We start from the raw sequence: 4,424 nt of genomic DNA on the forward strand, positions 1-4,424 counted from the left end.
GGTGACCACCATCCGGTAGTCCTCCGCCAATTTCAGCAGCGCCTGCGGGATGGGCAGCACCCATCTGGGGTCGACGACGGCCGCCGAGATGCCGTCCTGTCGGAGTTTCTCCGCGGCGTGCACGGCCAGCGGACCGAACACTCCGACGGCCACGATCAGCACATCGCCCGTGGCACCCGACGGCTCGCTCAGTACGTCGACGATTCCGTCCAGTCTGCGTACTGCCGGTACGGTCTCGGTCACTGCGCCCTTCGGAAAGCGCAGGGCAGTGGGTCCGTCGGACGTGGCGATCGCCTCGGCCAACTCTTCTCGCAGAGTCTCGGCATCGCGCGGTGCCGCCACCTTCATGCCGGGGACGATGCCGAGCAGAGACATGTCCCACATGCCGTTGTGGCTGGCACCGTCGGCCCCGGTGACACCGGCGCGGTCCAGCACCACGGTGACCGGCAGTCCGAGCAGCGCCACGTCCATCAGCAGCTGGTCGAACGCTCGATTGAGGAAGGTGGAGTAGATCGCGACCCCCGGATGCATGCCGCCCAGCGCCAGCCCGGCAGCCGACGTCATCGCGTGCTGCTCGGCGATTCCGACGTCGAACAATCGGTCGGGGAACCGCACTCCGAACGCGGCGAGACCGGTGGGCGCGGCCATCGCTGCGGTGATCGCCACGACGTCCTCGTTCTGCTCACCCTGCTCGATCAATGCCGCCGAGAACACCGAGGTCCAGTCCGGTGCCGACTTGGATCGCGCCAGTCCGGTCAACGGATCGATGATCCCGGTGGCGTGCATCTGGTCTGCGACGTCGTTCTCGGCGTGAACGTAGCCCATGCCTTTGCGCGTCACCGCGTGGACGATGACCGGACCGCCGTATGCCTTGGCTCGGCGCAATGCCGATTCCATCGCGTGCTGGTCGTGGCCGTCGACAGGCCCCAGGTATTTGATACCGAGATCGGTGAACATCACCTGCGGGCTGATGGCGTCCTTCACCCCGGCCTTCATGCCGTGCAACATCGCGTAGGCCGTGGGCCCGACGATCGGAATGCGACGAACGATACGACGACCGTTGTCCAGCACCTTCTCGTACCCGGGCTGGAGCCGCAGGGCCGCCAGATGATCGGCCAGGCCCCCGATGGTCGGGGCATAGGAGCGACCGTTGTCGTTGACGACGATCACCAGGGATCGGTCGCGGCCTGCGGCGATGTTGTTGAGGGCCTCCCAACACATTCCGCCGGTCAGGGCACCGTCGCCGACCACGGCGACGACGTGGCGGTCGGTCTCGCCCTTCAGGGCAAACGCTTTGGCCAGGCCGTCGGCGTAGGAGAGAGAGGCCGACGCGTGCGAGGACTCGACCCAGTCGTGTTCGCTCTCGACCCGTGACGGGTAGCCCGACAGGCCGCCCTGCTTACGGAGCGTGTCGAACAGACCGGTGCGCCCGGTCAGCATCTTGTGCACGTATGCCTGATGACCGGTGTCGAAGATGACGGGATCGCGCGGGGAGTCGAAGATGCGATGAATCGCCAGTGTCAGTTCCACCACGCCGAGATTGGGACCGAGGTGGCCGCCGGTAGCGGACACCTTCTCGACGAGGAACGCACGGATCTCGCGGGCCAGTTCGGCCAGCTCCGCACTGCCGAGGTCGCGCAAGTCCTCGGGCGTCTGAATTCGAGCTAGGACACCCAACGAGATCGCTCCCTCCGGCCGGAAAACACAATGGAAATTTCAGTCTACGGAGTTATCGAGCACTGCTGCTCCGCCCAGCATCGTGACGCCGACAGTACCGTCGAACGTGGAGAGGCCCTGGGTCAGCCGCCCCTAACCTGGGCAGTGACGAAACGGACATCACACATACAGTGTGGCCTATGAGCAACGTGGTCGATGCCATCCTGCGCCGAGTTCACGAACTGTGCCGCGACGATACGTCCGGGCAGGTGGCGGACTACATTCCCGAGCTCGCTGCCGTCGCGCCGGACGGGTTCGGTATCGCGCTGACGACCACGGACGGTTACGTCTACGAGGTCGGCGACACTCGACTCCCCTTCACGATCCAATCGATCTCCAAGCCGTTCACCTACGCGTTGGCGTTGGCCGACCGGGGCCTGGACGCCGTGGCGCGCAAGATCGACGTCGAGCCGTCCGGTGAACCGTTCAACGAGATCAGTCTCGACCCCGTCACCGAGCGACCACGCAACCCGATGATCAACGCAGGTGCCATCACGTCGGCGTCGCTGATCGTCGGGCGAAGTGCCGAGGATCGATTCGAGCGCATTCGAGCCTCGTACTCGCGGTATGCGGGACGGTCTCTGACGTTCAACGACGCCGTCTACCGGTCGGAGGCCCGCACCGGCAATCGCAACCGCGCAATCGGGTACATGCTCCGTTCGTTCGACATCATCGACCACGATCCCGACGCCGCTGTCGATTTGTACTTCCGCCAGTGCTCGATCGACGTCACCGCCGCGGACCTCGCCATGATGGCGGCAACGATGGCCAACAACGGCGTCAATCCACGCACGCGTGAACGCGCATTGGCACCTGCACTGGTCGAACGAGTGCTGTCGGTCATGACCACGTGTGGGATGTACGACGGCGCAGGCGACTGGGTCGCGAGGGTCGGCCTGCCGGCCAAGAGTGGGGTGGGAGGCGGGATCCTGGCGGTACTTCCGGGGCAGATGGGCATCGCCGTCTACTCCCCGCGGCTCGACTCGCACGGGAACAGCGTGCGTGGAGTCGCCGCCTGCCGAGAACTCTCGACACGACTCGAACTGCACTTCCTGCACGTCACCCGAGCGGCGAAATCCTCGATCCGGCGCCGATACGTGGTCACCGAGGCACCCTCACGCAAACGGCGATCGGACGTGGAACAGGCCACCTTGGCTGCCGTGGGCGATCGCGCCCGCGTGTACGAACTGCACGGGGATCTACTGTTCTCCGGTGCCGAGACTGCCGTCCGTGAGATCGGCGACCTCGATCGGGAACTCGATGCCCTCGTCATCGATGTGCGCGGCGTCGACGAGGTCAGTGACATCGCCCGGACGATGTTCGAGGATCTACGTCAGGATCTCGCGGAGCACAGCTGTGTGGTGGGTCTGGTGGATCCCAGGGCGATCATGGGTCACACGACGTCGAGTCTCGACCCGGCGGACCCCGCGGGCCGAACCTACTCGAGCCTGGGTGCGGCCATCCAGTGGGCCGAGAATCTATTGCTCGATCGTCATTGCGCGGGTGTGCGACAACCGACCGTGGTCACCACGGCCGAGCATCCGTTGCTGGCCGGGCTGTCCGCCGCGCAGTTCGACGCGGTGACTCCGTATCTGGAGAAGCGGCACTACGCGCGCGGAGATGTGATCGTTCGCCAGGGAGATGCGGCTGTGGGCCTGTTCCTGATGCTGCGTGGTGAGGTGACGTCCACGGCCGTCGCCGCCGACGGTGGCAAGCACCGCATCACCACACTCTCCCCCGGGATGAGCTTCGGTGAGATGCCTCTGCTGATGTCGGTACCGTTCCTGCTCGACATGGTCGCCGACACACCGGTCGATCTCGTGGTGGTGTCGGCGGCGCACTTCCGGGCTCTCACACGCGACGCACCGGAGGTCAAGTTGGCGCTGCTGGAAAATCTCGCCACCGGAGCCTACGGCCAGATGGCAGCGGTGATCAGAACGCTCGGGCGGTTCGACATCGGCCTCTGACCGAACGTCGAACCGCCCGAGGCGACTGTGCGTGTGCTGTTCTCAGGCACCCAGCGTCAGCATCGTGAGCACCTCGGTGGGCTGCGCAGACCCGCCCGCGGGTTCGAGCGAGAACGCGAAGTTCGTCGACGACCCGAGACCGTCGACCACCGTGCCGTCCTCGGAGGTGAGCTGATCCTCGGTCACCACGCCGGCAGAGCGAGGTGAACCGTCCACGAACCACATTTGGTAGACGCGGCCGGGTGGTGGCTGCGGGACTCCGTCGAGATCGACGACTACCGCGTTCTGGGACAGCGAGTACGCCACGGTCGCCGAGCCGCCACCGGGGAACTCCGCCGTCACCTGTCGTGAATCGGGCGCGGCCACGATCTGATCCGCCTGAGTCGGCTGCGCATCGTTGCCCATGGTCTGGCTGACCACCACTACGCCGCCGACGGCGACGACCACCGCGGCCGCAGCCGAGACCATCGAGTACCGCCAGGCCTTCGAGCGTTCCCGCCGATGCCGGTGCAGTGGCGTGACGTTCGGTGGCAGCTTGTGGACCGTGGGCTCCTGATCGCTGACGGCGACCTGATCGAGCACCCGTTGCCGGAGGCGCTCGGGTGCAGGAGCGGCGTCGGCCGCCGCTGCCAAGGCCAGCGTCTCGTGGATCTCGCCCACGAGGACGTCGAACTGGGCGCGTGCGGTCTCGTCGACGCGCAGCCGTTCGGTCTCGATGTCGCGTCGTTCGGCTTCGGTGGT

Annotated in this window: 3 protein-coding genes; 1 reads left to right on the plus strand and 2 read right to left on the minus strand. The window is 66.1% G+C overall.

Annotation, left to right across the window (positions count from 1 at the left end):
* A partial coding sequence (gene dxs, locus A2J02_RS13385; RefSeq protein WP_068050631.1) for a 1-deoxy-D-xylulose-5-phosphate synthase occupies nt 1–1,677 on the minus strand: 1,677 nt, incomplete at its 3' end.
* Between the two features lie 179 nt (nt 1,678–1,856).
* On the opposite strand from dxs, the gene glsA reads away from it, so the two are divergent.
* Entirely contained in the window at nt 1,857–3,683 is a 1,827-nt protein-coding gene (gene glsA / locus A2J02_RS13390; RefSeq protein WP_068050629.1) for a glutaminase A, read from the plus strand.
* A gap of 42 nt (nt 3,684–3,725) precedes the next feature.
* On the opposite strand, the gene A2J02_RS13395 is transcribed toward glsA, so the two are convergent.
* On the minus strand, nt 3,726–4,424 hold a 699-nt coding region (locus A2J02_RS13395), incomplete at its 5' end, for an anti-sigma factor (protein WP_068050630.1).

It is taken from the genome of Rhodococcus sp. EPR-147 (assembly GCF_001647185.1).
Taxonomy (GTDB): domain Bacteria; phylum Actinomycetota; class Actinomycetes; order Mycobacteriales; family Mycobacteriaceae; genus Rhodococcoides.

What these genes read in the sequence shown, in the direction of transcription:
- glsA (WP_068050629.1), top strand. Translation starts at nt 1,857, where the DNA reads ATGAGCAACGTGGTCGATGCCATCCTGCGCCGAGTTCACGAACTGTGC.